Raw genomic sequence first — 26,787 nt, forward strand, 5'->3', positions numbered from 1 at the left:
GTTCCTGACAGCCTCGTCAAGCCTTAGCCCCGCCTTGGCCCCTGCGCCAAGTATCCGTCACACGTCACGGTCGAAGCCGCTGCGCTCCCGTTTTACGTTTGGGTTTATCTTTGAGTTTACTTTAGAACTTACCTTTCAGCCTTGCGTTCGTGCTTGCGTTTGTTGTTACGCTCAGTGTTGAACCTTCTTCGTTTGTACGTTCTGAGTCGAATTTTCTGAGTTGAACAATCTGAGTTGAACATCTAAGTTGAACAATCTGAGGTGAACGTTCTGAGTTGAACGTTCTGCGGCATGCAATCCTGCAAAAGTGCAGTATTTTTCAAGGGGGACGGCCGATTCGGTGGAAAATCCTGCAAAAGCGGCTAGGCCCCTCATATCTGGGGTCATGCCCACCAAAAAATATGCGTTCTTAGAATTGCTTCCTATTTCGCGTGATTACATGGCCCGATGATATTTTGATCGGTCTTCCAGCGTCATGACCCACTTCGAGAATTGCGATGGTGACATGCTCTTTAGGCTACCATGCATTCTGCGGTTGTTGTAGAAATCCATATAACGATCAAGTGCTTCATAGGCCTCTTCAAATGTCATAAATTCCGTCAGGCTGAACAGATCACGTTCGAGTATGCTATGAAATGACTCAATGTACGCGTTCATATTCGGGCTACGCGGCGGGATCCGTTCATGGACGATCTCCAGACTCTCGCACGTATCACCAAACAGCTTGCTGACAAACTGAGGCCCGTTGTCGGTGCGGATGGTAGGTAAGTCATCGCCGGGATTCAGACGTTCTTGCAGCGCACGGCATAGTGTCTGCACGACGTGCTTGGCCTCACAGACGGAACCCCGGTATTGTCCGACGACGACGCGGTCAAATACGTCGATGATACTGAGCACGAAAAAGAATCGCTGACGCCCAACCACGTACCCATATTTAATGTCAATTTGCCATAGCTGATTCACCCCGGTTACCGTTCGGTTTCTCGGTACTCTGCGAGGATGTTTGCTTGTTTTCTTTCGTTGTTTCTGAAGAATTCCTAACTCCTTGCAAATGCGGTACGCCTTTTTCTTGTTTAGGATCAAGCCACGTTGTCTGCGGAGGCACAGCGCCAAATTCTTGTACCCATACACGTGCTCTTCTCCTTCCAGGAGTTCGAGCATCCATTCTTTAATCTGTTCATCTGCAACTTTCCGGCCCGTGTTCGTAGAGGAAAATCCAGGTACAGGACGCCCTTTTAGGCCGCATGAAGCACGTTCTTCGGTGTTGGATGCCTCTCGTTTCTTCCGGCCATAGTACGTCGATTCGTGAACTTTTAGGATACGCAGAACCTTAGCTGTTGCATGCCCCCGCTTAATAAACGATTCTGCTACTTCAAGTCTTTCAGATAAGCGGGGTTCTTCTTTTTTACGAGTTCTCGCAGGATTTCGATCTCAAGTTCTTTTTCACCCAGGAGCTTTTTTGCCTGTTCGAACTTGGCCTCCACCTCTTGAAGTCGACGGAGTTCTTGCAGATGCTCGTCTGCTGCAGGTATCTCCTCTTGACTAATTTCGTCACGGTGGTCTCTAACCCAAACACGTATAGTCTCCGGATGTACACCGTACATTCGGGCGAGAGTTCCCACCTTAATGCCGGCCAGTGCTTCCTTTACGATTTCCAAGCGTATTTCTTTGCTAAAGTGCTTTCCCATACTTATTACCCCCTCTGATAACAGCTTATAATATTGGGGCCAAGAGCTCCAGTTTAATTAGGGGGCCTAGGAGAAAGTGCAGGAATCTACGCCTTTTGAGCCCTAAATGTGTGGTTGAGCGGGAAAAAGATGCAGTTTTGCAGGAATCGTTCGCCGTGCTTCTGCGGTGTCTTGAAAAGATGTAATTTTGCAGGATTTCGGCCATCGCCGCCGCTTCTTTTCGCCTGACTGCTCCGGAGACGTATATTCCTTACCTGTACTGGAGACGTTCCGAAGATACATATTCCGTCCCTGTACCCGGCACACTCGGGAGACAGACATCCCGCACTTGTACTGGAGCGTTCCGAAGACACATATTCCGTCCCTGTACCCGACACACGCCGGGGACAGACATTCCCGAACTGTCCCGGACATGACCCAAGCATGCTACAGACATTCTCAAGACATGCTCAAGACACCGGACCGAGAAGGCCAGCGTCCGAAAGGGAGCATATTCTACCGAAACGGGAACAGATACGGCAGGAGGAACGGAGACAGGGGTTACGGGAACAGACACGGAAGCAGGAGCGGAGACATGTATGGGAACAAATAAGACGCCTGGAACGAAGGAACCTATCGGTTCCGTTGTCCAGGCGTCTTGCTGCGCTTGCTTGCTCAACCGTTAGTCTTGACGGTGACCGGAAGCAGTCCGACCCGGTCGGCGTCCGGCGTAATGAAGAGCGTCTTCTGCCGCTCGTAGATGACGAATCCCGGCTTCGCCCCGTTCGGCTTGCGGACATGGCGGATGAGCGTATAATCGACGGGGACGAGGCTGGAATGCTTGCCTTGGCTGAAATAGGCCGCCAACTGGGCCGCTTCCTCCAAGGTGGCGTCCCCGAATTGGTCGCTCCGGATGACGACATGGGATCCGGGAATGTCTTTCGTGTGGAGCCATGTGTCGTTCGGCTGGGCCAGCCGGTTGGTGACATACTCATTTTGCAAATTGTTCTTGCCGACGTAGATCGGAATGCCCTCGGAGGAGGTGTAGCAGTATATCGTCGGCCGCCCGTCCTTTTTCTTGCGCTTGCCCTTCCGTTCCCGATCGCGCAAATAGCCTTCCTGGACAAGCTCCTCCCGAATCTCCTGCGCATCCTGCAGATTGGCTCCCGCAAGCTGATGCAGCAGCATGTCGAAGTAGCGGTTCTCTTCCTCGGCCGCGCGCATCTGCTCCTGCACGACGGCGATGCTATTCTTCGCCTTGTTGTACTTCTTGAAATAGCGCTGTGCATTGTCGGATGGCGAGAGCAGCGGGTCGAGCGGGATCGTGATCATGCCTCCATCCTCATCATAGTAATTCGGAAGCTCGACCGAGGCGTCTCCCTTGCGAAGCATATGGAGCGAGGCGAACAGCAGCTCGCCCATCACCCGGTAGCGATCCGCATCCTTCGCTTCCTCCAACGTTGCCTGCAGCTTCTCCAGCTTTTTTGTGTTTTTGTCATGCTCCTGCTGGAGGAAGCGGGACAAGTCGCCCACGCGCTGCTTAATCATGTCCCGTTCGGCCTTATCGCCGTAGAAGGCCTCCATGCAGGCGCTCATCGTCGGATAGGCGGTCCGGGTCCCCTTGATATGCGTAAGCGGCAGCGCCGAGAAGTACGACTTGCCGGCTTCATCCTCTACGAGCGTGGGCTCGTAACGATGGCCTCGCACCTCTTCCATCATGCGGGAGAAGATTTCCCACAGTGCCTTCCCGTCGAGAAGCCTGTCCGCAGCCGCTTCCGCCTTGCCTGCACCGGCGCGGTAGACCATCTCCTCCGCGAGCCGGGGGCTGACCCCGGAGAAGCGGTTAACGAGCCACTTGGCCGCCTGCTTGGCCAGGAGACCCCGGCTCGCCCCGGCTTCGCCCAATGGCGCGGGGGCTTGATCCGCGGCGTGCTCTGCCTCGGCTTCCTCCCACCATCCCAGGAACTGCTCCGAGTCTGTGCCAAGCGGATCGGCCTTATGCTGCTCCGGGGGAGCCGTATAAGCGAAGCCCGGCATGACGATGCGGTAGCTGCTGATGGACGGGGTCACATGGTGGATGCCGTCCACGATGGCGCCGGTCGCCGCATCAAGCAAAATAATATTGCTGTGGCGTCCCGTCAGCTCCACGACGATCGTTTTGATCGCCTCATCCCCCAGCTCGTCCCGTTGGCGGACGCGGAAGTGCAGTATTCGCTCGCTCCCGATCTGCTCCACCCGCTCGATAATGCCGCTCTCGCAATATTTGCGCATCAGCATGCAGAACATGGGCGGCTCCGGCGGATTGGTGAAGCTTTCTTCAGTAAAATGCACCCGCGGGTAAGTTGGGTTGGCGGACAGCAGCAGCTTGCGATTCCGTCCCGCTGCCCGGATATGAAGCACGATGTCATGCTCGGTCGGCTGATAAATTTTATGAATGCGCGCGCCGATGGTCTGCTGCAATTCATGCGCAAGGGCGCGGGTAACGATTCCATCCAATGCCATATTGATTGCTCCTATCTTGCGGGGCCGGGGTCGGCTTCCCGCTCATTTGCCTTATCTCCCTATGATGCCATATTTTTGGACAAAACTTAAGAGTTCCGTGTTCATATTGGGATATTTTCCGACTCGTCCGAATAAATTTACCCTGAAGACCGTTTCTTTGGACGAGTTGGATTGTCCCGCCAAAGAGGGCCATCATACGGGAGGAAAGGGGAACGTACCAATGGATCAATTAAAGTGGCACCAGTCAACGACCGAAGACTTGCTGAAAACGTTGGGGGTCCACGCCGATCAAGGGTTGACTGAGGAAGAAGCGGCGGCGCGAAGGGAACGATACGGAGCCAACGAGCTGTCGGCAGGGCGGCGCGTTTCGCCGATAACGTTATTTTTGAATCAATTCAAAGATTTCATGGTGCTCATTTTGGCGGGGGCGACTCTCGTCTCGGGCATGCTCGGCGAATATTTGGATTCGATTACGATTATCGCGATTATTTTGCTGAACGGCGTGCTTGGATTCATTCAGGAGTTCCGGGCCGAGCGCTCCTTGTCCGCCTTGAAGCAGCTGTCCGCGCCGACGGCCAAAGTGATGCGCTCCGGTACCGTAACCCACATTCCCGCCAAGCAGCTCGTTCCCGGCGATATCGTTCTGCTGGAGAGCGGCGATCGCGTTCCGGCGGATATTCGCTGGGTGGAGACCAATAGCTGCTATGTCGAGGAATCGACTCTGACGGGCGAGTCGGTTCCGGTCAGCAAGCATCATCAACGGATTTCGGAAGCGGAGCTGCCCCTCGGAGACCAGAAAAATATCGGCTTCATGGGAACGATGGTGACGCGGGGGACCGGGAAGGGCGTCGTCATTCGCACGGGAATGGATACCGAGATGGGCAACATCGCTCATCTGATTGAAAATACAGAAACGATGGATACGCCGCTGCAGCATCGCCTGGAACAGCTGGGGAAGATGCTCATCATCGTGGCGCTCGTCCTCACCGTCATGGTCGTCGTCGCGGGCATCATGCACGGCCAGGACGCCCTCGCCATGTTCCTGGCCGGAGTCAGCCTGGCGGTCGCCGCCATACCGGAAGGGCTGCCGGCCATCGTGACGATTGCGCTGTCGCTTGGAGTCCAGCGCATGATCAAGCGCAAAGCGATCGTGCGCAAGCTGCCTTCGGTGGAGACGCTGGGCTGCGCCTCCGTCATTTGCTCCGACAAGACAGGAACGCTGACCCAGAATAAAATGACGGTGACCCGGATGTGGCTTGGCGGACGCCTGCTGGAGGTGAGCGGAGAAGGCTTCGAGCCGAACGGCCAGGTGTGCGAGAAGGGGAAGCCGATCGAGCTCAAGCATGATCAGGAGCTGCGCCGCTTCCTGCAGATTAGCGCGCTCTGTAATAATGCGAGCCTGACGGAAACCTATCCGGAGGAGCTGCGTGCGGCAAAAAAGGAACGCAAGGGAGACAAAGCGGCCGAGCCGGAAGACCTCAAGGCCGTCTGGAACGTTGCAGGCGATCCGACGGAAGGCGCGCTGCTCGTCCTCGCGGCCAAGTTGGGCATGACGCCGAGGGCGCTGCAAGGCATGTATGAACGGACGCAGGAGTACCCGTTCGATTCCGAGCGCAAGCGGATGTCGGTCGTCGTCACGCATCAGGGAGGACGCCATGTTTTGACCAAGGGCGCGCCGGATGTGCTGCTGGATCGCTGCAAATATATGCTGTGGGACGGCAAGGTGGTTCCGTTCACCGGCACGCTGAAGCAGAAGGTGCTGGCGGAGAACGAGGGGATGGCGAAGCAGGCTTTGCGCGTACTCGGCCTGGCGTACCGCGAGCTGAAGCCGCATGAGACGATTCATGATGAAGCGGAAGCCGAGTCGCAGCTCGTGTTCGTCGGGCTGGCCGGCATGATCGATCCGCCGCGCCGCGAAGTCCGCGAAGCGATCAGCCTGTGCCGCCGCGCCGGCATCAAGACCGTGATGATTACCGGAGATCATCAGACGACGGCGGAAGCGATCGCGAATCAGCTTGGCATCATCCCCCGGGGCGGCATGAGCGTGAACGGGGCCCAACTGGCCGGGATGGATGACGAAGCACTGGACAAAGTCGTCGACAACGTCTATGTCTATGCCCGCGTGTCGCCGGAGCATAAGCTGCGCATCGTCAAATCATTGCAGCGTCAAGGACATGTCGTCGCGATGACCGGCGATGGAGTGAACGACGCGCCAGCGATCAAAGCCGCGGATATCGGCATCGCGATGGGCATTGCCGGCACGGATGTGTCCAAGGAAGCTTCTTCGCTTATTCTGAGCGATGACAACTTCGCCACGATCGTCGCCGCCATCGAAGAAGGACGCGGGATCTATGAGAACATCCGCAAGTTCATCCGCTATTTGCTCGCTTCCAATGTAGGCGAGATTCTGGTCATGTTCCTGGCGATGATGATGGGGCTGCCGCTGCCGCTCGTGCCGATTCAGATTCTGTGGGTCAATCTTGTAACCGACGGATTGCCGGCGATGGCGCTCGGCGTCGATCAGCCGGAGAAGGATCTGATGGAGCATCGGCCGCGTTCCGCCAAGGAGAACATCTTCGCCCGACGTCTCGGCTGGAAAATCATCAGCCGCGGCATTCTTATCGGCGTCTGTACGCTGATCGCGTTCTGGCTGACGCTGTCGGTTGATCCCGGCAGCGCCGAGCAACTGACGAAGGCGCAGACGGTCGCCTTCTCCACCTTGGTGCTCGCCCAGCTCATCCACGTCTTCGATTGCCGGAGCTCGCGTTCGATTTTCCATCGCAATCTTTTCCAAAATAAGTATCTGGTGCTCGCGGTGATTTCTTCCTTGATTCTGCTGCTTGGGGTGCTGTATATCGAACCGCTTCAGCCGATATTCAAGACGGTTCCGCTCGGCTTCCGGGATTGGGCGATTACGTTCGTCATGGCCGGGATACCGACCTTCCTGCTCGGCATCGGCTCGGTGATGAGCGGCCAGAAGAAGAAGCCTTCCGGCGGCAGACCCGCTTATCCGAAGCGGCATGCGGCTTAAGCATAGTATTTTTATTCATTTTGCGGTATGATGGGAGGAAATTGACCGGAGGACGCTGCGGCGGCTACCGTGCCGGCATCTGTCCGGCGGCATAAGCTGTGAACTACACCGATGCACTGAAGACGCTCCCGTCGGAGCGTCTTTTATTTCAAGAAGCGCCGTTTCTTGATAAAATGGGGTAGATGACGCAGATATAGACAAATTGGGAGAAGGGTGGAGACGGGATGAAGGACTTGCGTCAAGTGCTGCAAGGGGAAATTATTGTCGGTGACGGGGCCATGGGCACCTATTTATATCAATTGGGTTACCCGGTAGGGATCTCCTATGAATCGCTCAATATCAGCGAGCCGGAACGGATCCGGGACATACACCGCGAATACGTGAGCGCAGGCGCCCGGCTCCTGGAGACGAATACATTTACGGCGAACCGCGAGAAGCTGTCGAAGCATGGGATGGAGAAGCAGGTGAAGGCGATTAACCGCGCCGCGGCCCGGCTGGCGCGCGAGGCGGCGGGAGGCCAAGCCTATGTAGTAGGGGCGTTGGGCTCGATCCGTGCCGGCAAGCGGGAAAATATCGAGACGGATCAGGTCAAACGCGACTATACCGAGCAGCTGTCGGCCTTGCTGGAAGAGGGCGTCGACGGGATCATGTTCGAGACGTTCTATGATATGGAGGAAATGAAGCTGGCGGTTCAGATCGTGCGCGCCTTGGACGACCGGATTCCGATCATCTGCCAATTCGCGGTCGAGGAGTCGCATCGGACGAAGGACGGTCTTCGTCTGCTGGATGCGTTCCGCCTGCTTCGCGAGGAAGGCGCAGATGTCGTCGGCTTGAACTGCCGCATGGGGCCGAACGGCCTGATGCGGGCGATGGAAGATCTCACCGGCCGGCTGGCGCTGCCGATGTCGGCCTTCCCGAACGCCGGTCTGCCGGATTATGTGGACGGAAGGTACAACTTCGTGGCTACGGCCGACTATATGGCAGAGAGCGCCGTTCGCTTTGCCGAATTGGGCGCGCGCATTATCGGAGGCTGCTGCGGCACGACGCCGGAGCATATTCAGGCGATAGCGCAGGCGCTGGCGAACGCTCCGGCTCCGGCTCTCCCGACGCTGGCCGAGGAGGAGGCTCAGGTCCAGGCCGTTCCGCCCCTTGAGATCGGAGAGCGCGGCACGGCGCCGGCGTCCGGGCAGGGGAAGGCGGCAAGCGGGCCGTCGCTTGTCGATACGGTCCGTCAACGCCACACCGTCATCGTGGAGCTGGATCCGCCGCGCGATCTGGATATCGCCAAATTCATGCTGGGCGCCCAGGCGCTGAAGGATGCGGGGGCCGACGCGCTGACGCTGGCGGACAACTCGCTTGCGGTCACTCGAATGAGCAACATGGCGCTCGGGTATTTGGCGCTTGACAAGATCGGCATCCGGCCGCTCATCCATATCGCCTGCCGGGATCGCAACCTTATCGGTACGCAGTCCCATATGATGGGGCTGGATGCGCTCGGGATCGATCATGTGCTCGCGGTCACCGGGGATCCGGCCCGCTTCGGCGATCTGCCCGACTCCAGCTCGGTCTATGATCTGACCTCATTCGAAATTATCCGCATGATCAAGCAGCTGAATGCGGGGCTCGCCTTCTCGGGCAAGGCGCTCAAGCAGCGTGCGAATTTCGTCGTCGGGGCGGCGTTCAATCCGAACGTGAAGCATTTGAACAAGGCGATCGAACGCTTGGAGCGCAAAATCGAGGCCGGCGCGGACTATATCATGACGCAGCCGGTATATGATGCTTCCCTGATCGAACGGATTGCGGAAGGAACGAAGCATTTGAATGTGCCGGTCTTCCTCGGCATCATGCCGCTGGCAAGCGGGCGGAACGCGGAATATCTTCATAATGAAGTGCCGGGCATCCATCTCTCGGACGAGGTGCGGGAACGAATGAAGGGGCTCGAGGGCGAGAGCGGGCGCCGGGAGGGCGTCGCCATCGCCAAGGAGCTGCTGGATGTGGCGATGAAGCATTTCAACGGAATCTACTTCATGACCCCGTTCATGTTCTACGAGATGACCGCCGAACTGACGGAGCATGTGTGGCAAAAAGCGGAACGCCTGACCGACCCCTTGTATCGGCATACGTAATGAATTAAAATAGGATAATGGATGTGGTACCCATGGTATACAGCATGACCGGTTACGGCCAGTCCGTCCGAAGCGTCGGCGGCTACAAGATTACGATTGAAGCGAAGTCCGTTAACCATCGTTATTGCGAGATCATGCTGCGCATGCCGCGTGAATGGACAAGTTGCGAGGAGCCTTTGCGCCGTCTCGTTCAGCAATCCATCAAGCGCGGGCGGGTAGACGTGTTTATTAACAGAGAGCGTGAAGGGGAAGCGAAGACGGCGGTAGCCATCAATGAGCAGACCGTGAAGGCCTATATGGAGGCCGGCCGGCTGCTTCGCGACCAATACGGCGTCTCCGGGGAGATGACCGTCAATGACTGGCTTCGCTTGCCTGATGTATTTACCATCCAGGAGGAGCAACCGCTGTCCGAGGAAGAGCTGCTTCGCGAGCTTGAATCCGGCCTGGCGGAGGCGATGGATGGTTTATGTCAGATGCGGGTCATGGAAGGCAACCACCTCGCCCAGGATATGAAGGAACGACTGAACCGCCTGGAGTCGCTGCATGCGGACATTTCCGCACGGGCTCCGCTCGTCGTTGCCGAGTATCGCGCCAAGCTGCAACAGCGGATAGAGCAACTGCTGGATGCTGAGTCTTCCTTGGACGAATATAAGTTCGGCATGGAGGTAGCTCTGTTTGCAGATCGCTCCAACATCGATGAAGAATTGACGCGGCTACAGAGTCATTTCAACCAGTTCAGACAGCTGCTGGACAGCACGGAACCGATCGGCAGGAAGCTCGATTTTCTCATCCAGGAGATGAACCGGGAAGTGAACACCATCGGTTCCAAGGCGAACCATCTGGAGATTATCAACCATGTCGTAGACATGAAGGCAGAGTTGGAAAAGATTCGCGAACAAGCCGCGAACATGGAATAAATATGGAGCGTTCGAAAGTAGAGGGAGGACCTGTAATGGCCATTAAACTGATTAACATCGGTTTTGGTAACATCGTATCTGCCAACCGTATCATCTCAATCGTGAGCCCGGAATCGGCTCCAATTAAGCGAATCATCCAGGAAGCGCGCGATCGTCACATGCTGATTGACGCGACTTACGGCCGGCGCACCCGCGCGGTCATCATTACGGACAGCGACCATGTCATTTTGTCCGCGGTCCAGCCGGAGACGGTAGCGCATCGCTTATCAACGAAGGATGACGACAACGACGAATAAAATGGAGATGAACATGAAGAAAGGTTTTTTGATTGTGCTATCCGGCCCTTCCGGCGTCGGCAAAGGCACGGTATGCAAATCTTTATTGAAGCGGCTGCCCGACCTGATCTATTCGGTGTCCGCCACAACGCGCCAGCCCCGCCTCGGGGAAGTCGACGGAGTGAACTACTTCTTCAAGTCGCGGGAAGAGTTTCTTGATATGATCGACAACGACAAGCTGCTGGAGCATGCCGAATATGTGGGCAACTACTACGGCACCCCGCGTGACTTCGTTGAGCAGACGCTGAACGAAGGGCAGGACATCATTCTGGAAATCGAAGTGCAGGGCGCGTTGAAGGTGAAGGAGAAGTTCCCGAACGGGATCTTCATCTTCCTGCTGCCTCCGTCGCTGGACGAGCTGGAGGATCGGATTCGCGGCCGCGGCACCGAGAACGATACGGTCATCGATCACCGCATGACGGCGGCGGTCGAGGAAATGGCCATGATGGCGAATTACGATTATGCCGTCGTGAACGATGAGATCGACTTGGCGTGCAAACGTATAGAGAGCATTATTATAGCCGAACATTGTAAAATCAGGCCTAATCGGTAAGACGGCAGTCAGCGGGGCGCACTTTCCATAGAGTACGTGTTCAAAAAGGTCGTTTTTCAGCACCGAGAAGGTTGCAAGAACTCGAAGTAGGAGCAACGGAGTGTAGGCGGGACTACATGAGTAGCGGACTACAAGAGTGAATGCAAGATTCGATGCCGAGTTACTTCCTGAATCACTTCGTGATCAAAAGCGGACTTTTTGAACAACCTCTATAAGTGTGCCTCGTCACGCGCTGCGCAGGATTCGAGGTTGAGTAAGAAGCGGTCCCGGCGGCAAGGGGCATCGGGACAAGCAGGAGAAGGAGTGCGGAACTATGCTATATCCATCCATTGACGAATTGATGAAAAAAGTCGACAGCAAATACTCGCTGGTCGTGGCGGCGGCCCGCCGGGCGCGGCAATTGCGCGACGGGGAGCGGACCGAATTGCAGAATCCCAAATCGTACAAGCAGGTAGGCGTGGCGCTGGAAGAGATCTACGGCGATCATGTTACGGTCGAACAGGGCAACGCGGTGTAACTCCGATCCGGCTGCGGAATCGGTTCATAGACGGTGAGCGGGACAGCCGAACCGGCTGAATGACCGCCGCCCATCAATTGAGCAGGGAAGCAAATAACAACCGTCAGGTTGTTATTTTTTTCAAATGACGAGAATGCTCCCTATCCGGGAGGGCAGGCAGCCGCCGGGATGGAGCGCTTGCGCGCTAGAGGAGCGGAAAGGCGGGGGCGTATGCTGCAAGGAAAATCGATACTGCTCGGCGTCACGGGCGGCATTGCGGCTTACAAGGCTGCAGCGCTGTGCAGCAAGTTGAAGCAGGAGGGGGCCGAGGTGCACGTCATCATGACGGCATCGGCGACTCAGTTTATTTCGGAGCTGACGTTCCAGACATTGTCGCGCCAGCCGGTGTATACAGACACGTTCGATGAGCGGGACGCTTCAGTCGTCTCACACATCGATCTGGCGGATCATGCGGATCTCGTGCTGGTGGCGCCAGCTACGGCGAACGTGATTGGCAAGATGGCACATGGCCTGGCGGATGATATGCTGACGACGACACTGCTCGCCACGACGGCGCCGGTCATGGTCGCTCCGGCCATGAATGTACATATGTACGCCCACCCGGCCGTCTTGCACAATATGGACATATTGCGGTCGCGGGGCGTCCGGTTCATCGAGCCGGAAGAAGGGCTCCTCGCTTGCGGCTATACCGGCAAGGGAAGGTTGGCCGAGCCGGAGCATATCGTTGAATATGTGAAGCGGTGGTTCGCAGAAAGCGGGAGCGGAGAATCCGCATTGCCGCCAGCCGGCGCAGCCGGCCAAGGAAGCGCACGGCCCGGACTGCTTCAAGGCAAGCGGGTGCTGGTCACGGCAGGCGGCACGGTCGAGCGCATCGATCCGGTCCGCTACATTACGAATGATTCATCCGGGAAGATGGGGTTCGCGGTCGCGGAAGCCGCCCGCGACATGGGGGCCTGCGTGACGCTCATCGCCGGGCAGACCCAGGCGGCTCCTCCGGAAGGCGTCGAACTGATCCGCGTCGAGTCGGCGCTGGATATGCGGGATGCCGTCATGGAACGGTACGAGGATACGGACATTGTCGTGAAGACGGCAGCGGTCGCTGACTACCGGCCGGTGCACCGGGCCGCCCAGAAGCTGAAGAAGACGGGCGAGCGGCTCGTTATCGAGCTGGAGCGTAATCCGGATATTTTGCAGGAGCTGGGGGAGAAGAAGAAGAATCAGCTGCTCATTGGGTTCGCCGCCGAGACCGAACAGCTGGAGCAGTATGCGTTGGACAAGCTGGCCCGCAAAAATCTCGATTATATTGTTGCGAACGATGTTTCCCGGACCGAAGCGGGCTTCGGTTCCGATCGCAATGAAGTGCATATATATAGTAAAAATGGACTCGTCGAGCGCATCCCGCTCACGGCCAAGCGCGAGGTAGCACGGCGTCTGCTGCAGATTGCCGCTCAGGCGTCTGCAGCGGGAGATGAACCGCCATCCATGCCTGACGAGGTGCATTCGCTTGAATCATAATGGAGCGGATCGGATGCGGGACGAATGGCAAGCGGGGGCAGTCGAAATTAATTCCGGCTTGGCGATCGCGCGCGTCATCGTCGATGTGTCGGTCAAAGATACGGACCGGCCGTTCGATTACGCCATTCCTCCATCCATGGCGGAATGGATCGAGACGGGCAGCCGGGTCGGGGTCCCGTTCGGCGGGCGGACAGTGCAAGGCTTCGTCATCGGATTATCCGACCGGACGGATGTGCCGCTGTCCCGGCTGAAGCCGATTCAGCAGCTGCTGGATGTCGTACCGCCGCTCCCGGCCGATCTCGTCGAGCTCGGAATGTGGATGAGCGACCGCTATGTATGCACGCTGACAGCCGCTCTGCAAGCGATGATTCCGGGAGCCATCAAGGGCAAGCGGGAAAAGGCGCTCTCGCTGGGCGACGATGCCCGCCTGTTCCTTCAAGGCGCCGACGGCGGGACGGATGAATTGGCGCTGCGCCCGGATCGTCTGCTGGACGACCCGCAGACACGCAGTCTGCTTGCTTATGTGCAGCGCAACGAGCCGCTGCCGGCGCCGAAGCTGCTGCAGGCCTTTCCCCAGGCAGCGCGCCTCATTAAGGAAGCGCTCCAGCAAGGCTGGCTGCAGGAGACGGAGCGGATTAAGGATCGCATCGGAGTCAAGCGGCTGAAGAGGGTGACGCTGACGGTCGATGATGTCGGCGAGGCGGTTACCCGGCTGGGCAGCCGGGCCGGAAGACAGCAGGAAACGCTGCGGCTCCTTGCGGAATATGGCGGCGAACTGCCGCTCAAAAGCTTGAACGCATCCGCGGTCAAGGCGCTTGAGGCAAAAGGCTATGTCGCCATCGACGAGGTCGAAGTGATGCGGGATCCATACGCTCAACGCCGTTTCCGGCCATCGAAGCCGCTGCCGCTGACAGAGGAGCAGCAGCGCGTCTTCGAAGCGATTGCGCACGCGGTGGACGAACAGGAGCATCAGACGTTTCTGCTGCACGGGGTCACCGGGAGCGGCAAGACAGAGGTCTATTTGCAGGCGATTGAACGCTGCCTCGATTCCGGACGCGAAGCGATCGTGCTTGTGCCGGAGATCTCGCTGACTCCGCAGATGGTCGAGCGCTTCAAGGGAAGATTCGGCTCCCGGGTAGCGGTGATGCATAGCCGACTCTCCCAGGGCGAACGTTACGACGAGTGGCGCAAAATTCGCGAAGGCCGCGTGCAGGTGGCGATCGGGGCCCGCTCAGCGGTGTTTGCCCCTTTTCCCCGGATTGGCCTTATTATTATGGATGAAGAGCATGAGTCATCCTACAAGCAGGAAGAGACGCCGAAATATCACGCCCGCGATGTGGCGATTGAACGGGCGCGCCGGCAAGGCGCCGTCGTCGTTCTCGGTTCGGCGACGCCTTCGATGGAGACGTATTACGCCACCCGTCTGAACGGCTATGAACAGCTGCCTGCGGGGCTGGAGGCGCCGCCTTGGAAGCTGGCCCCGCTGGCGATGCCTTCGCGCGTTGGCGGCAGGCCGCTTCCTCCGGTGACGGTCGTCGATATGAGGGAGCAGCTGAAGCTTGGCAACCGTTCCATGTTCAGCGCGCCGCTGGAGGCGGCACTGGAGCAGCGGCTGGAGCGTCAGGAGCAGACCGTGCTGCTGTTGAATCGCAGAGGCTACTCGACGTTCGTCATGTGCCGCAGCTGCGGCTATGTGGCGCAGTGTCCGGAATGCGATATTTCGCTGACGTACCATATGAAGACGGGGCATATGCGCTGCCACTACTGCGGTCACGCGGAGCGGGCGCCGGAAGTATGCCCGTCATGCGAGAGCGAGCATATCCGTTATTTCGGCACGGGCACCCAGCGGGTAGAGGAACAGCTCGCCCGCCGCTTTCCCGGCATTCGCGTCATTCGGATGGACGTGGACACGACCTCGGAGAAAGGTTCGCATGAACGGCTGCTGCAGCAGTTCCGCGAACGGAAGGCCGACGTACTGTTGGGCACGCAAATGGTGGCGAAGGGACTGGACTTCCCGTTTGTCACGCTGGTCGGGGTCATTGCCGCCGATTCGGCGCTGCATATGCCGGACTTCCGCGCGGCGGAGAAGACGTTCCACCTGCTGACGCAGGTTGCCGGCCGGGCCGGACGCCATGATCTGCCGGGCGAAGTCATCGTGCAGACCTATGCGCCGGAGCACTACTCGATCATCCATGCGTCGGGGCATGATTACCGCGGCTTCGCTTCCGAAGAGCTGCGGCACCGACGCAATCTGATGGTGCCGCCCTTCTGCCGCCTGGCGCTGCTATCAATGTCGCATGAACAGCTGCCGCTGCTCGTGCGCGTGGCCGAGAACGCGGCCCAGCGGCTCAAGGAGCTGGCGGAGCGCCAAGGCTGGCTGCTTCCGCTGCATGAGCATGCCGAGGCGATGGAGATTCTCGGACCGGTCGCCTCTCCGATTCCGCGCATCAAGAATCGCTACCGCTTCCAGTGCATTATCAAATGCCGGGGAGACGTGAATCTGTCGGGTCTGCTGGCGGAAGCGATGCGCGAGTTCGACTCGATCGCCAAAGAGCAGGACGTCCGGTTCAGCGTCGATATCGACCCGCAGATGATGATGTAAGCCGGGGGAATCGCATGGATCGGCCCGGAAGACCTGGGCGGCCAATGGTGACAAGGCACTCGGCGAATGGGCGGTTGTGGATGAAGCTGGCGGAGCGTTGGAGCTGCCGTCCGGATCCACCGGCGTGCATGCAGCCGGTCTGAGAGGGCGTTGAACGGTCTTGATAATTTGATAATAGAGGATGCAATCATATAACGCGGGCTGAAGGCTTCTGCTAGAATATACCCGCTGTATCACGACGTTGGATTCAGAACGTGAAGCATGGATTCCGACAGAACGATGTCGATTAAGACGAATAAAGGATGGTGTGCCCTATGGCATTGCGAATTATCGTACATGAACCGGATCCGGTTCTTCATCAGGTAGCTAAGGAGGTCACGAAGCTGACTCCGAATATCCACAAGCTGCTGAATGATATGGCGGACACAATGTACCACGCGGAGGGCGTCGGCCTGGCCGCCCCTCAGATCGGGATTCTGAAGCGAGTGATCGTTGTCGATGTCGGAGACGAGCACGGCTTGATCGAGATGATTAACCCTGTCATTCTCAAGGCGGAAGGGGAACAGCTCGGCCCGGAGGGATGCCTCAGCATTCCGGGACTGAACGGCGATGTGCGCCGTCATCAGCACATAACAGTGCAAGGGCTTGACCGCCACGGCAATACGTTTACGGTGGAAGCGTCGGATTTCCTGGCCCGCGCCTTCCAGCATGAGATCGACCATTTGAACGGGATTCTGTTCACTGAGATTGCGGAGAGCGTGTATGAAGTTCCGCGTGAAGGCAGGAAGGCGGAATGACGAAGATCGTATTTATGGGGACGCCGGATTTTGCTGTCGCTTCCCTCCGCATGCTGATCCAGGAAGGGTATGAGATCGCGGCTGTCGTGACGCAGCCGGATCGTCCCGTCGGCCGTAAGCGGGTGCTGACGCCGACGCCGGTGAAGGCGGAAGCGCTGCAGCATGGATTGACGGTGTGGCAGCCGGAGAAGCTTCGCACCTCGGACACGGTGGACGATATCCGCGCCCTGCAGCCCGATCTGATCGTGACGGCGGCGTACGGTCAGATCTTGCCGAAGGCGGTGCTCGATATTCCCCGGCTGGGCTGCATCAACTTGCATGGCTCGCTGCTGCCGAAGTACCGGGGCGGCGCGCCGATTCAGCGTTCGATTATGAACGGAGAGACGGTGACCGGCGTCACCATTATGTATATGGCGGAAGGTATGGATACCGGCGATATGATCAGCCGGGTCGAAGTACCGATTGGCGAAGACGACAATGCGGGCACGATGTTCGCGAAGCTGAGCGAGGCCGGAGCGGATCTGCTCCGGCGTACGCTGCCGGATATTATTGCCGGCCAGGTTGAAGCGGTGCCGCAGCCTCATGACGAGGCGACCTACGCGCCGAATCTGAAGCGCGAGGATGAGCGAATCGACTGGACGCGCCCCGCGGAGCAGATCGCCAATCAGGTGCGGGGCCTCGTACCGTTTTCCGGCGCCTTCACGACTTGGAACGGCGAAGTATTCAAGGTGTGGGCATGCCGGCCGGAGCCCGCGGCCGCAGGAGAAGCCGCGGCTGCCCCAGGCACCGTCCTGACGGCAGGAACGGACGGCCTTCGCATCCAGACCGGACAAGGCGTCCTCTCCCTGCTTGAAGTGCAGCCTGCAGGCAAGAAGGCCATGCCGGTCTCCGAGTTCCTTCGCGGCGGCAAAATGGAGCAAGGGACGGTGCTGTCGTGAACGGTGGAGAACGACGTCCGCCTCGCCGACGTTTGACAGCGCGTGACGTCGCGTTGGAGGTGCTCGTCCGGGTGGAGAAGGAAGGCTCCTACAGCAATCTGGAATTGAACCGGGCGCTAAAGGAAGCGCAGCTGGAACGGGCGGATGCCGCGCTGGCGACGGAGCTGGTGTATGGCACGATTCAGCGCCTCAATACGATCGACGGCGTGCTCGCGCGGAAGGTGCAGCGCGGCTTGGCGAAGCTGAAGCCCTGGGTCCGCAATCTGCTCCGGATGACCGCGTACCAGCTTCGCTATCTTGACCGCGTGCCCCCGCATGCGGCGGTGAACGAAGCGGTCGCGATCGCGAAGCGGCGCGGGCAGCAGGCGATGGGCGGCTTCGTGAACGGCGTTCTGCGCGCCATCATGCGCGAACCGGAGCTGTGGACCGCTCCGCCGGCCGATGGTCCCGTCAGCCGCATCGCTTGGGAGCACTCGCATCCGGAATGGCTCGTCGCCCGCTGGATCGCGGCCTACGGCGAAGCCGAGACGGCCGCCATGTGCGCGGCGAACAACCGGCCGCCCCATGGCAGCGCGCGGGTGAACCGGCTGCGCAGCACGCGCGAGGCGCTGCTGGCCGAGATGCGCGCGGACGGCTACCGGGCCGAATCGTCCGCGCTCTCCCCTGACGGCATCGTAGCCGCCGGCGCCGGCAACCTGGCGCACAGCGCCTGGTATCGTGACGGCCGCCTATCGGTGCAGGACGAGAGCTCAATGCTCGTCGTCGAGGCGCTGCGGCCGGAACCGGGCATGCGCGTCCTCGACTGCTGCGCCGCCCCAGGCGGCAAATCGACCCATATCGCCGAACGAATGGGCGATATGGGCGAAGTCACAGCGAACGACATCCACGCCCACAAGGTGGCGCTTATCGAGGAGCAAGCCGCCCGGCTCGGCTTGACGTCGATGCGCGTAATGAGCGTCGATGCGGCGGAGCTGGGACAAGCCCTGCCGCAGGCATCGTTCGACGTTGTGCTGCTGGACGCGCCGTGCACCGGCTTCGGCGTCATTCGCCGCAAGCCGGATATTAAGTGGGCGAAGCGCGAGGAGGATGTCGCTGCTATCGCTTCGCTTCAGGAGCGGCTGCTGACGGAAGCGGCGCGGATGGTGCGCCCCGGCGGCCGGCTCGTCTATTCGACCTGCACGGTCGAGCCGGAGGAGAACGGGGACGCCGTCCGCCGCTTCCTGGAAAGAACGCCGGGCTGGACGCTGGATGCATCGTGGACGAGCGCCCTGCCGCAGAACGCGCTGGACGCAGCGCTGCGGAGGAGTCCGGCCGGCATGCTACAGGTGCTGCCGCAGGATGCCGGGTCCGACGGCTTCTTCATTGCCTGTCTGCAGCGCGCGGACGGGCCGGGAGAAGCCGGGCGCTGAACGGAACTAAGGCAATAGAGCGAATATAGCCGCATCGACCATACGGTTGCCCCGTTTGGACGATGCGGCTATTGGCGTTACATTAGCTCATTTTCAGCAGGCAGTGAGCAGTCAGGAGAGATGATGTACATAAGTCCCTTTTGTTCGCTCTCCCATCCAGTCAGAAAAGAAGAAGTATGCAGGTTCCTTTTAAGCAATATCCCAAGCAGTCAGGAAAAAGGAAGTGTGCAGGCTCCTTTTAGGCAATATCCCAAGCAGTCAGGAAAAAGGAAGTGTGCAGGCTCCTTTTAGGCAATATCCCAAGCAGTCAGGAAAAAGGAAGTATGCAGGTTCCTTTTAAGCAATATCCCAAGCAGTCAGGAAAAAGGAAGTATGCAGGTTCCTTTTAGGCAATATCCCAAGCGGTCAGGAAAAAGGAAGTGTGCAGGCTCCTTTTAGGCAATATCCCATGCGGTCAGGAAAAAGGAAGTATGCAAGCTCCTTTTAGGCAGTATCCCAAGCAGTCAGGAAAAAGGAAGTGTGCAAGCTCCTTTTAGGCAATATCCCAAGCGGTCAGGAAAGAGGAAGTGTACAGGCTCCTTTTAGGCAATATCCCAAGCGGTCAGGAAAAAGGGCGCGGCAAGTTGGCAAGTTCCTTTTAGACAGTCTCTTCTAGTATCAAGGATGTACTTGTGTGACGACTTTTTAATCGTGAGGTAGAACCTGAGCAGTCGGGAGAACGAGCAAAAGGGTGATCGAATAGATACCTGAGCGGATGGGAGAATGAGCAAAAGAGCCGCTAAAGAGATACCTGAGAAGCCGGGAGAACGAGCAAAAGGGTGATCGAATAGATACCTGAGCGGATGGGAGAACGAGCAAAAGGGCCGCCGAAGAGATACCTGAGCAGTCGGGAGAACGAGCAAAAGGGTGATCGAATAGATACCTGAGCGGATGGGAGAATGAGCAAAAGAGCCGCCGAATAGATACCTGAGCAGTTCAGGGGTAAAATCTGGTCAGCAAGTTTTATCGACGTTTCAGGGGGGACATGCGCATATATGAGGGCGGGTTGGTTGTATACTCGGATAGGAGGGCTGTTGATGGTTTTGCTGGCTGCGGGATTTTCCGGTTCCCGGGGCTTTGGAAGCAGGGGGCATGCCGGAGGCCGGGCGGAAGGGGCGCTTGCGGAACCGGCAAGCCTAGGACGGAGGATGCGAATTTGGCTTGGCTTTTGGCAAGGGCGCCATTTGTGGTAAAATAGATCGACTGCATGACAAGTGATGAAGCGAAAGGTTGAACTATACATGAAAGCATTTATATACGACTATACGTTCGAGCAGCTTGAGCAATGGCTGAAGGAGCAAGGGGAGCCTGCTTTTCGGGCGGGGCAAATCTTCGATTGGCTCTATGTGAAGCGGGTAACCAGCTTCGAGGAGATGACGAATCTGTCCAAGGGGCTGCGCGGCAAGCTGGATGAGAGCTTCGATTTCGTGAACTTGAAGGTGATTACGCATATGAAGTCCCAGGACGGCACCGTCAAGTTTTTGTTCGGGCTGCATGACGACCATGCGATCGAGACGGTCATCATGAGGCATAGCTACGGGAACAGCATCTGCGTCACGACTCAGGTCGGCTGCCGGGTCGGCTGCACGTTCTGCGCCTCGACGCTGGGCGGGCTGAAGCGCAACCTGACGGCGGGTGAAATCGTCGCTCAGGTCGTCACGGCGCAGAAGATGCTCGACGAGACGAACGAGCGCATCAGCAGCATCGTCATTATGGGGACAGGCGAGCCGTTCGAGAATTATGACGCGACGATGGCGTTTCTGCGGACGATGATTCATGAGAGAGGGTTGAACATCGGGCAGCGCCATATTACCGTGTCGACGAGCGGCATTGTGCCGAGCATTTACCGGTTCACGGACGAGAACACGCAGATTAATCTCGCGATCTCGATCCATGCGCCGAACGACGCGCTGCGCTCGAAGCTGATGCCGGTCAACCGCCGCTATCCGTTCATTGAGGTGATGGAGGCGCTGAAGCATTATCAGGTGAAGACCGGGCGCAGAATTACGTTCGAGTACGCTCTGATCGGGGGCGTGAACGACAAGGTGGAGCATGCGGAGGAGTTGGCGGACGTGCTGAAGCGGATGGAGATGCTGGCCCACGTCAATCTGATTCCGGTTAACTATGTGCCGGAGCGCAACTATATCCGCACTCCGCGCAATGATATTTTCAAGTTCCATCGCACGCTGCTGGATCGGGGCATCAACTCGACCATCCGGCGGGAGCAGGGGCATGACATTGCCGCCGCTTGCGGCCAGCTGCGTGCCAAGCATTTGGAGTCCAATGCGAGGTGAGGAAGAATGAGAGCTGTGCATCGTTCCGATGTTGGACGCGTGCGCGCAGTCAATGAAGATCGGGCCTATGTATCCGAGCTGACGAACGGCTATGATATCGCCGTCGTCGCGGACGGCATGGGCGGACATCAGGCAGGCGATATCGCGAGCCGCCTAGCAGTAGAGACGGTAGTCTCCGAGCTGGCGGCCCTGCCGCGGCAGCTGGAGGAGCAGCAGTTGGCTGGAGCGTTGGAAGACGCGATTTTGCGCGCCAACCATACGATTTTCCATATTGCATCCCAGGATGAAAAGTACCACCACATGGGGACGACCATTGTGGCGGTGCTGTTTCCGTCTGGGCAGACGAGCGGATACATAGGCCATATCGGCGACAGCCGTGCCTATCGAATCGGGCGGCGCGGGATCGTTCAGCTGACGGAGGACCATACGCTGGTCAATGAGTTGGTCAAGAGCGGCCAGATCGGCCCGGAAGAGGCGGAGCGCCATCCGCGGCGCAACGTGCTGGTGCGGGCGCTCGGCACCGATGAGCAGGTAAAGGTGGATATTATCCCGGTGGAGTACGGCGAAGACGATACGCTGCTGCTGTGCAGCGACGGCTTGACCAGCATGGTGGATGAGGACCATATCTGGAGCACGGTCATTGATCCGTCGCTCCCGTTGTCTGCACGGGCAGACCGGCTGCTTAGCCAGGCGCTGGAGGCCGGCGGAGACGACAACGTTACGGTCGTCCTGCTGGAGCATCCTGACGCCGGGAAGGAGGAGTGAGTACGTGATAGGAACAACACTTGCCGGAAGGTATGAGATTACCGCCCGTATCGGCGGGGGCGGCATGGCTCTCGTCTATAAGGCATTGGATAATCTGTTGAACCGTTATGTCGCGGTCAAAGTGCTGCGCCAGCAGTTCGTGCATGACGAGGAGTTTATCCAGCGCTTTCGGCGAGAGGCTCAGTCCGCCGCTTCGCTGAGCCACCCGAACGTGGTCAGCATTTACGATGTTGGCCAAGAGGACGACACGCATTATATTGTGATGGAGTATGTGGAAGGGCATAATCTGAACGAGATTATACAGCAGCGTGCTCCGCTGCAGGTTGAGGAAGCGGTGCGGATCGCGTCCCAAATATGCGATGCGCTCGACCATGCTCATCAGAACCGGATTATTCATCGAGATATTAAGCCTCATAATATACTGATCGGCCGTAACGGCCGGGTAAAAGTAACGGACTTCGGGATCGCGCGGGCCGTCACGTCGTCGACCATTACTCAGACGGGATCGGTCGTCGGCTCGGTGCATTATTTCTCGCCGGAGCATGCGAAAGGAATATCGGCGGGAGAAAAGTCTGATCTGTATTCTCTCGGCATCGTGCTCTACCAGATGCTTACCGGCAGACTGCCGTTTTTGGGCGAAAGCCCGATCAGCGTCGCGCTCAAGCATTTGCAGGAACCGTTCGAGGAACCGCGCAAGGTGAATCCGCATATTCCGCAAAGCGTCGAAAATATTATTTTGAAGTCGATGCGTAAAAATCCGGCAGAGCGGTACCAATCTGCCGCGGAAATGCTGCGCGACCTGGAGACCAGCCTGACTCCCGAGCGGGCGCATGAAGCGAAGGTAATGTTCGCCCAGCGCAAAGTGTACGAGGACCCGGAAGAAACCCGTGTCATGCCCGCCATTCGGGCGCAGGAGCGGGATGACCGCCAGCCTTCGGACACGTATCCCGGATCGGCGCCCGCACCTGCAGCCGCCCCAGTGGCAGCCGGCAGGGAACCGGCCAAGCCGGCGCAGAAGGGATGGGTGAAGCCGACGGTCTGGATCGGGGCAACGCTGTTGTTCCTCGGCATCCTGATTGGCGTCGTCTTTTATGTGAAAAGTCTGCTTGTCGTCAATGATGTCGTCATGCCGAACGTCATCAAAATGACGGAGGCGGCGGCGAAGAGCGCGTTGGCCGAACGGAAAATCGTGGTGGAGGACCCGATTGTGTACGAGCCGAAGGAAGGCTTCGAGAAGGGCGTTGTCTTCGATCAGAGCAAGCCGGAAGGCACGAAAGTGAAGGAAGGGTCGAGCGTCCGGCTGTATGTGAGCGAGGGAAGTCCGTACATTAATTTGGAGGATTATGCCGGCAAGCCTTCGGAGCTGGTTATTCAGCAGTTGATCGAAATCGGCTTCGACAGCTCCCGCATCACGAAGGAGCCGGTATTCGACGATGAAGCCGAGCCGGGAACGGTCGTCGGCACGACGCCGGCTGCCGGGGAGAAGGTCGATCCGCGCAATGCTTCGGTGAAGCTGCTCGTCAGCAAAGGCAAAGAAACGTTCGGCATGCCGAACCTTGTCGGCGCGACGAAGGACGAGGCGATTGCCAAGATTGATGCGAGCGGGCTGAAGCTGGCCAAGGATGGCATTATTGAGGAGGCGAGTTACGAGCAGCCGGCTGGCCGCGTATTCAAGCAGCAGCCGTTCGAGCCGAACGATCCGGTAGCCAAGGGCTCGGAGGTCCGCATCTATGTCAGCTCGGGCTACCCGCCGGAGGCGCTGCGCTATACGTTCCCACTGCCGGTGGCTCCAAAGGAGAACGGCAAGACGAGCACGATCCGTATCGTCTATACGGACGCAACCGGAGAGAATAAAGAATGGGGAACACAGAAAATCACATCAAGCCAAATCTTCAACGTAGAGCTCGTGCTCGCTCCGAACAAAGACGGGGTCGTACTATTGTACCGGGATGGTGAATTCCTGGATACGTACACGGTGAGCTATACCGATGCCAAGCAGGGCACGGTGCAGATACCGCCGGCCATAGACGACCCCTTGGCCAGGCAAGGGCAAGAAGTTGAAGGAGAAATTCAAGGACAGAGCGAAGGAGAAGGGGAAGGACAAGAAGAAGGGGGAGGAATAGACCCGGGCGAGTAATTGTCTGGGAAGCCTTCTTCCGAGATGAGATTGGCCGCCCTTCCATCTGCGTCTGCGGAGACGATGTGACGATGGAGGGGCCCCTATAATTTCGAATTATATGGAGGGAATCAATATGTTCGTGGTAGATAAGCATGCCTAAAGGCCTTATCGTCAAGGCGTTGAGCGGATACTATTACGTGGAGGAAGAGGGAAAGCGCGGCGGAAAGACGGTGCAGTGCCGGGCGCGCGGCATTTTCAAGAAGAAGGGCGTGTCCCCGCTGGTCGGCGACCGCGTCGTCTACTCCTTCACCGAGAACGGAGAGGGCGTGGTGGACGAGATCGGGCCGCGGGAGAGCGAGCTGATCCGGCCGCCAATCGCCAATGTATCGCTGGCTGCGCTCGTGTTCTCGGTGACGGAGCCGGAGCTGAACATGCAGCTGCTAGACAAGTTCCTCGTCCATATCGAGCATGCGGAGGTGGAGGCGGTCATTCTGCTGACGAAGTGGGATCTGCTCGATCGGCTTCCGGAGGAGGAGTCGGCGCGTCTGCGCCGGCGGATGGAGGAGTTGATCGCCTTGTACCGGGGCATCGGATATGAGGTTATCGCCACGAGCGCCAAGGGCGGATTCGGATATCAGGGCGTGGCAGACCGGTTAGCCGATCAGATCAGCGTATTCGCCGGCCAGTCCGGCGTCGGCAAGTCCTCTCTCTTGAACGCGATGCTCCCTGGGGTGTCACTGGAGACGAACCAGATTAGCCAGCGGCTGGGCCGGGGCAAGCATACGACGCGCCACGTTGAGCTGCTGCCGCTCCCGCAGGGCGGATATATTGCCGACACGCCCGGATTCAGCCAGCTTGATTTCCTTGAGCTTGGGGTGGATCAGCTCGGCTGGTGCTTCCGTGAATTCCGAAGCTATGCGGGCGACTGCAAGTTCAGGGGCTGTACTCATATTCACGAACCGGGCTGCCGGGTGAAGGAGGGGGTTCAGGAAGGCTTGATCGCCGATTCACGCTATGAGCATTACCTGTTATTTTTCGACGAAATGAAAGACAAACGACGGAGGTACTGACATGACAGCACAGCAAACGATTCGTATCGCCCCTTCTATCTTATCGGCCGACTTCGCCAAGCTGGGCGAAGAGGTTCGAAATGTGGAGCAGGGAGGCGCCGACTGGATTCATGTAGACGCGATGGACGGCCGCTTCGTGCCGAACCTGACGCTCGGGCCGAACATTGTGCAAGCGCTCCGCCCGCATACGGCGCTGCCGCTGGACGTGCATTTGATGATTGTCGAGCCGGAGAAATATATCGACGCGTTCGCCGCCGCAGGCGCGGATGTCATTACGGTGCATGCGGAAGCCTGCCCTCATCTCCATCGGGTCGTCCATCAGATTAAGGAGGCAGGGGCCCGGGCGGGCGTGGCGCTCAATCCGGGAACGTCCCTGACGGCGATCGAAGAGGTGCTGGCGGATCTTGATCTGGTCCTCATCATGACGGTCAACCCGGGATTTGGCGGACAGAAGTTCATCGCTTCGATGACGGACAAAATTCGCCGGCTTCGCCAACGGCTGGACGAGCTGGGCCGGGCAGAGACTCATATCGAAGTCGATGGCGGGATTACGGCCGAGACGGCGCCATTGGTCGCTGCGGCAGGAGCGGACGTGCTCGTGGCCGGCAGCGCGGTCTACGGAGCGGCCAGCCGGGAAGCGGCTATTCAGTCCATCCGTGAATCCGCGGAGCGAGCGCGGCAATGACAGGAACGGAGGGGCCGGAGAAGGGGAGAGTGCCTATGTGGAGAACGGCGCTGACGCTGGCATCGTACAGCTTTGTTTGCGGCACGCTGGTCGGATTTTACGCTTTTTTGAATTTCCCGTTAAATATCATTTGCTCGCTCGGCGCGCTTCTGCTTGGAATTCGCTTTTTCAAGCGGAATCCGACAAAGGGGATGCGCATCGGCTTGATTCTGTTGTCGATTTTGTTCTATTTTATCTTTGTCTTCATGATGTCTGTATATTTATACATGCAGCAGATGCCGGCACCCGCCGCATAAATGGGCGCGAATGGGGCTTGTCGCCCGTGCATAGATGAATGGCCTGCGGCATATGATGGTTACATGAGCACAGATCTCTCATGTAACCTTTTTTATGTTGCAAGAGACTAGCGGGGTAGGATGAGAATGACGAGGAGGGTGGAAGATGAAGTTTTATACGTTTAAGCTGCCGAAGTTTTTGGGAGGTTTCGTCAAGGCGATTTTAAATACGTTTCAAAAAAGCTGACGTTCCAGGCGGCATTGAAGCTGAGTCGGTATCCATCCATCCGAACCGTGATCGCATGTGCGGGAGCGGGGCAACAGGCAGTAACGGTAATGAGCTCCGGACGGCTGTCCGGCAAGCATGGGGCAGCGGCCCAGCCGCACTTGGATGAGGATGCCCGTTCGGCGGAGGATTGCCGAGGTGCCATCCGCCGTACACCATGCCGGACAAGAACCATCCATAACCAGTCGCCGGCGGTGCCGCGCTGGAACGACAGCGCCGGGGCCGCGATTCCCCCGAGGCAAAGCCAAGCCGTTGAGATACAAGCCTGTCCGAGGTCTGTCGAGACGAAAGATCGCGAATGAATTGGCGATCAAAAAAAGCACCTGATTGCGCTTCAGGTGCTCT

22 protein-coding genes are annotated in these 26,787 nt (G+C 58.2%); 19 read left to right on the forward strand and 3 right to left on the reverse strand.

The window, feature by feature from the left end; genetic code table 11:
* Positions 1-435: 435 nt before the first annotated feature.
* The 3 genes from NNL35_RS12880 to NNL35_RS12890 form a co-directional block, all read right to left on the reverse strand.
* Complete coding sequence (locus tag NNL35_RS12880) at positions 436-1,356, reverse strand: IS3 family transposase (protein WP_276540147.1); 921 nt, start codon at positions 1,354-1,356, stop codon at positions 436-438.
* Positions 1,357-1,367: 11 nt separating this feature from the next.
* Positions 1,368-1,688: a transposase gene (locus tag NNL35_RS12885; RefSeq protein WP_254552909.1), complete on the reverse strand. Its 321-nt coding sequence runs from the start codon at positions 1,686-1,688 to the stop codon at positions 1,368-1,370.
* A gap of 654 nt (positions 1,689-2,342) precedes the next feature.
* Positions 2,343-4,169, reverse strand: coding sequence for an Rqc2 family fibronectin-binding protein (locus tag NNL35_RS12890; RefSeq protein WP_006680123.1), 1,827 nt, complete (start codon positions 4,167-4,169; stop codon positions 2,343-2,345).
* Between the two features lie 220 nt (positions 4,170-4,389).
* On the opposite strand from NNL35_RS12890, the gene NNL35_RS12895 reads away from it, so the two are divergent.
* The 19 genes from NNL35_RS12895 to NNL35_RS12985 all read left to right on the forward strand — a co-directional run bounded on the left by NNL35_RS12895 (position 4,390) and on the right by NNL35_RS12985 (position 26,744).
* Positions 4,390-7,200, forward strand: a complete 2,811-nt coding sequence (locus NNL35_RS12895; protein ID WP_006680124.1) for a calcium-translocating P-type ATPase, SERCA-type — start codon at positions 4,390-4,392, stop codon at positions 7,198-7,200.
* 224 nt (positions 7,201-7,424) lie between these two features.
* Entirely contained in the window at positions 7,425-9,326 is a 1,902-nt protein-coding gene (locus tag NNL35_RS12900; RefSeq protein ID WP_006680125.1) for a bifunctional homocysteine S-methyltransferase/methylenetetrahydrofolate reductase, read from the forward strand.
* Between the two features lie 32 nt (positions 9,327-9,358).
* Entirely contained in the window at positions 9,359-10,243 is an 885-nt protein-coding gene (locus NNL35_RS12905; protein WP_006680126.1) for a YicC/YloC family endoribonuclease, read from the forward strand.
* 35 nt (positions 10,244-10,278) lie between these two features.
* Positions 10,279-10,539: an extracellular matrix/biofilm regulator RemA gene (gene remA, locus NNL35_RS12910; RefSeq protein ID WP_005548256.1), complete on the forward strand. Its 261-nt coding sequence runs from the start codon at positions 10,279-10,281 to the stop codon at positions 10,537-10,539.
* Positions 10,540-10,552: 13 nt separating this feature from the next.
* Positions 10,553-11,131, forward strand: coding sequence for a guanylate kinase (gmk, locus tag NNL35_RS12915; protein WP_040734607.1), 579 nt, complete (start codon positions 10,553-10,555; stop codon positions 11,129-11,131).
* A 313-nt stretch (positions 11,132-11,444) separates the two neighbouring features.
* Positions 11,445-11,648 (forward strand): DNA-directed RNA polymerase subunit omega, encoded by a 204-nt coding sequence (gene rpoZ, locus NNL35_RS12920; RefSeq protein ID WP_006680128.1) that lies wholly within the window; start codon positions 11,445-11,447, stop codon positions 11,646-11,648.
* A gap of 210 nt (positions 11,649-11,858) precedes the next feature.
* A complete protein-coding gene (gene coaBC, locus NNL35_RS12925; RefSeq protein WP_006680129.1) occupies positions 11,859-13,163 on the forward strand; it encodes a bifunctional phosphopantothenoylcysteine decarboxylase/phosphopantothenate--cysteine ligase CoaBC in 1,305 nt (434 codons plus the stop codon).
* A 13-nt stretch (positions 13,164-13,176) separates the two neighbouring features.
* Positions 13,177-15,765 (forward strand): primosomal protein N', encoded by a 2,589-nt coding sequence (gene priA / locus NNL35_RS12930; RefSeq protein WP_193372706.1) that lies wholly within the window; start codon positions 13,177-13,179, stop codon positions 15,763-15,765.
* Between the two features lie 314 nt (positions 15,766-16,079).
* Entirely contained in the window at positions 16,080-16,562 is a 483-nt protein-coding gene (def, locus tag NNL35_RS12935; protein ID WP_006680131.1) for a peptide deformylase, read from the forward strand.
* Positions 16,559-17,500: a methionyl-tRNA formyltransferase gene (gene fmt / locus NNL35_RS12940; protein WP_006680132.1), complete on the forward strand. Its 942-nt coding sequence runs from the start codon at positions 16,559-16,561 to the stop codon at positions 17,498-17,500. The genes def and fmt overlap by 4 nt, the downstream gene beginning before the upstream one ends.
* A gap of 32 nt (positions 17,501-17,532) precedes the next feature.
* Positions 17,533-18,909 carry a 16S rRNA (cytosine(967)-C(5))-methyltransferase RsmB gene (gene rsmB / locus NNL35_RS12945; protein ID WP_083835653.1) on the forward strand — a complete coding sequence of 459 codons (1,377 nt, stop codon included), beginning with the start codon at positions 17,533-17,535 and terminating at the stop codon, positions 18,907-18,909.
* Between the two features lie 1,280 nt (positions 18,910-20,189).
* Positions 20,190-21,242, forward strand: a complete 1,053-nt coding sequence (gene rlmN / locus NNL35_RS12950) for a dual-specificity RNA methyltransferase RlmN (protein ID WP_006675255.1) — start codon at positions 20,190-20,192, stop codon at positions 21,240-21,242.
* A 6-nt stretch (positions 21,243-21,248) separates the two neighbouring features.
* Positions 21,249-22,007 (forward strand): Stp1/IreP family PP2C-type Ser/Thr phosphatase, encoded by a 759-nt coding sequence (locus NNL35_RS12955; protein ID WP_040730041.1) that lies wholly within the window; start codon positions 21,249-21,251, stop codon positions 22,005-22,007.
* 4 nt (positions 22,008-22,011) lie between these two features.
* Positions 22,012-24,144 (forward strand): Stk1 family PASTA domain-containing Ser/Thr kinase, encoded by a 2,133-nt coding sequence (gene pknB, locus NNL35_RS12960; protein ID WP_006675257.1) that lies wholly within the window; start codon positions 22,012-22,014, stop codon positions 24,142-24,144.
* 134 nt (positions 24,145-24,278) lie between these two features.
* A complete protein-coding gene (rsgA, locus tag NNL35_RS12965) occupies positions 24,279-25,196 on the forward strand; it encodes a ribosome small subunit-dependent GTPase A (RefSeq protein WP_006675258.1) in 918 nt (305 codons plus the stop codon).
* Position 25,197: 1 nt separating this feature from the next.
* Positions 25,198-25,881 carry a ribulose-phosphate 3-epimerase gene (gene rpe / locus NNL35_RS12970; protein ID WP_006675259.1) on the forward strand — a complete coding sequence of 228 codons (684 nt, stop codon included), beginning with the start codon at positions 25,198-25,200 and terminating at the stop codon, positions 25,879-25,881.
* Positions 25,878-26,177 (forward strand): hypothetical protein, encoded by a 300-nt coding sequence (locus NNL35_RS12975; protein ID WP_238535270.1) that lies wholly within the window; start codon positions 25,878-25,880, stop codon positions 26,175-26,177. The genes rpe and NNL35_RS12975 overlap by 4 nt, the downstream gene beginning before the upstream one ends.
* A gap of 145 nt (positions 26,178-26,322) precedes the next feature.
* Positions 26,323-26,403 carry a stage V sporulation protein SpoVM gene (gene spoVM, locus NNL35_RS12980; RefSeq protein WP_006675261.1) on the forward strand — a complete coding sequence of 27 codons (81 nt, stop codon included), beginning with the start codon at positions 26,323-26,325 and terminating at the stop codon, positions 26,401-26,403.
* Between the two features lie 89 nt (positions 26,404-26,492).
* Entirely contained in the window at positions 26,493-26,744 is a 252-nt protein-coding gene (locus tag NNL35_RS12985; protein ID WP_006675262.1) for a hypothetical protein, read from the forward strand.
* The last annotated feature ends 43 nt before the right edge of the window (positions 26,745-26,787 follow it).

The organism is Paenibacillus dendritiformis, assembly GCF_945605565.1.
Taxonomy (GTDB): domain Bacteria; phylum Bacillota; class Bacilli; order Paenibacillales; family Paenibacillaceae; genus Paenibacillus_B; species Paenibacillus_B dendritiformis_A.

Excerpts from the sequence above, each read along its gene's own strand:
- coaBC (WP_006680129.1), top strand. The coding sequence starts at position 11,859 with ATGCTGCAAGGAAAATCGATACTGCTCGGCGTCACGGGCGGCATTGCG.
- spoVM (WP_006675261.1), top strand. The coding sequence starts at position 26,323 with ATGAAGTTTTATACGTTTAAGCTGCCGAAGTTTTTGGGAGGTTTCGTC.
- rsgA (WP_006675258.1), top strand. The coding sequence starts at position 24,279 with ATGCCTAAAGGCCTTATCGTCAAGGCGTTGAGCGGATACTATTACGTG.
- gmk (WP_040734607.1), top strand. The coding sequence starts at position 10,553 with ATGAAGAAAGGTTTTTTGATTGTGCTATCCGGCCCTTCCGGCGTCGGC.
- NNL35_RS12905 (WP_006680126.1), top strand. The coding sequence starts at position 9,359 with ATGGTATACAGCATGACCGGTTACGGCCAGTCCGTCCGAAGCGTCGGC.
- NNL35_RS12900 (WP_006680125.1), top strand. The coding sequence starts at position 7,425 with ATGAAGGACTTGCGTCAAGTGCTGCAAGGGGAAATTATTGTCGGTGAC.
- remA (WP_005548256.1), top strand. The coding sequence starts at position 10,279 with ATGGCCATTAAACTGATTAACATCGGTTTTGGTAACATCGTATCTGCC.
- rpoZ (WP_006680128.1), top strand. The coding sequence starts at position 11,445 with ATGCTATATCCATCCATTGACGAATTGATGAAAAAAGTCGACAGCAAA.
- rpe (WP_006675259.1), top strand. The coding sequence starts at position 25,198 with ATGACAGCACAGCAAACGATTCGTATCGCCCCTTCTATCTTATCGGCC.
- NNL35_RS12985 (WP_006675262.1), top strand. The coding sequence starts at position 26,493 with ATGAGCTCCGGACGGCTGTCCGGCAAGCATGGGGCAGCGGCCCAGCCG.
- def (WP_006680131.1), top strand. The coding sequence starts at position 16,080 with ATGGCATTGCGAATTATCGTACATGAACCGGATCCGGTTCTTCATCAG.
- NNL35_RS12895 (WP_006680124.1), top strand. The coding sequence starts at position 4,390 with ATGGATCAATTAAAGTGGCACCAGTCAACGACCGAAGACTTGCTGAAA.
- NNL35_RS12975 (WP_238535270.1), top strand. The coding sequence starts at position 25,878 with ATGACAGGAACGGAGGGGCCGGAGAAGGGGAGAGTGCCTATGTGGAGA.
- NNL35_RS12955 (WP_040730041.1), top strand. The coding sequence starts at position 21,249 with ATGAGAGCTGTGCATCGTTCCGATGTTGGACGCGTGCGCGCAGTCAAT.
- NNL35_RS12890 (WP_006680123.1), bottom strand. The coding sequence starts at position 4,169 with ATGGCATTGGATGGAATCGTTACCCGCGCCCTTGCGCATGAATTGCAG.
- fmt (WP_006680132.1), top strand. The coding sequence starts at position 16,559 with ATGACGAAGATCGTATTTATGGGGACGCCGGATTTTGCTGTCGCTTCC.
- priA (WP_193372706.1), top strand. The coding sequence starts at position 13,177 with ATGCGGGACGAATGGCAAGCGGGGGCAGTCGAAATTAATTCCGGCTTG.
- rlmN (WP_006675255.1), top strand. The coding sequence starts at position 20,190 with ATGAAAGCATTTATATACGACTATACGTTCGAGCAGCTTGAGCAATGG.
- NNL35_RS12885 (WP_254552909.1), bottom strand. The coding sequence starts at position 1,688 with ATGGGAAAGCACTTTAGCAAAGAAATACGCTTGGAAATCGTAAAGGAA.